The following is a 1,414-nucleotide window of genomic DNA, read 5'->3' as shown; positions in this document are numbered from 1 at the left end:
TATTCGGACAATTACAAGCGCCTGTGCACCGACGCTTACATACATATAGAACTTTTCAATCTAGGTAACGGGAGCGCCTATTTATCTTGACTTCAAGATACCACAAGAAAATCTTCATTTCCACAAAATTGACACAAAATCCGAGTTACTTGTCATAAAACACGAGTAAAACAAACTGCCCCGGCTGCTAAGCCGGGGCAGGAAAAATCAAAAGGCCCACAAAATGGGAATTCTAAATTATTGCGATAAGTGGCTAACAATCTTGCTGAGCAAGCCAAGCCTTTGTTCAGCGGTTGTGTGCCTTGCCGAAAAAACTTGCGTAAGCTCCGAAATCAGTTCTTTTTGCTCTGGTCGCAAGGCACGAATAGAAATCAAATTTGAACGATCCCCATAAACCAGTGTGTCAAGCGGATACATCGAACAATTCGGCCATTTCAATAAGGCAGTCGACAGACGGAAGTTTGGCATTCGTTTCATAGGCACTGATAGTGGAAGTCTTCTTGCCCAACTTTTTGCCTAATACTTGTTGTGTCCAGCCTTTTTCTTCTCGCAGCTTACGAATGTGATCTCCAATATAGTTGTGACGTTCGGTATCTTTCATGTCTTTGTCCAGCTTGCTTTATCAATGAATTTTCTTCTTAGGGTAATTCAATTTTAAATGATTTGGCTTGCCAAACGGTGTAAAAACAATATAATATTACACTATAAGTGTTATTTCGAGAAAATACTTGACTTTCGGGAGAATTAAACGTATGTTGAATGGCAAAGAAGGACGTCTGCTACGGCGAAATAACGATAAGGATACAAACATGAAAATCAATATTTTACTTTGCGATGATGATAAGGACTTTTTGCAGAGAATATCAGACACGGTTGCTGGCCAGCCGGTACCGCCCGGAGCGTCCATTTGCATAACAAAAAGCTCGAATCCCGCCGAGATAACGGACCGGCAATTATCGCAGTATCACATCATGTTCTTGGACATCGACATGGATGAACGCAGCGGCATGGACATTGCACGCCGTGTGCGGGAATTACATCTGGATACAGTGATTATTTTTGTGACAAATTATCCGGAATTTTCGATGGAAGGGTATGAAGTTAGGGCGTTCCGATATCTTCTCAAGCAGGAACTGGAGCAAAAGCTGCCCAACTATTTCCGGGATGCATTGGCAGAATTGCCGCGTGATGATAAAGTTCTGCGCTTTTCAGCTAGCGCAGAGTCATTTAACATTCCCTACAAAGATATTCTCTACTTGGAAAGTAATCAAAGAGTTATATATTTGTACACAGTAAAGCCTATGCAGGCACCAGACCGCTTTTATGGGAAATTGGAAGATTTAGCGGCAGAATTGGAAGGAGACGGATTCCTCAGAATTCAGAAAAGCTATCTGGTCAATATGGCATACATCAA

Annotated in this window: 2 protein-coding genes; one reads left to right on the top strand and one right to left on the bottom strand. The window is 41.9% G+C overall.

Features of this window, described 5'->3' with window-relative positions; genetic code table 11:
• Nucleotides 1-403: 403 nt before the first annotated feature.
• Nucleotides 404-601, bottom strand: coding sequence for a helix-turn-helix domain-containing protein (locus tag ACT8YW_RS22245; RefSeq protein ID WP_444107179.1), 198 nt, complete (start codon nucleotides 599-601; stop codon nucleotides 404-406).
• 208 nt (nucleotides 602-809) lie between these two features.
• On the opposite strand from ACT8YW_RS22245, the gene ACT8YW_RS22240 reads away from it, so the two are divergent.
• A partial coding sequence (locus ACT8YW_RS22240) for a LytR/AlgR family response regulator transcription factor (protein ID WP_444107178.1) occupies nucleotides 810-1,414 on the top strand: 605 nt, incomplete at its 3' end.

Source organism: Bacteroides sp. (assembly GCF_052357945.1).
Lineage (GTDB): Bacteria > Bacteroidota > Bacteroidia > Bacteroidales > Bacteroidaceae > Bacteroides.
This window is presented reverse-complemented; position numbering and strand designations above follow the sequence as displayed.

Bases quoted from the DNA above. Each gene is read 5' to 3' on its own strand.
- ACT8YW_RS22245 (WP_444107179.1), bottom strand. From the start codon at position 601: ATGAAAGATACCGAACGTCACAACTATATTGGAGATCACATTCGTAAG.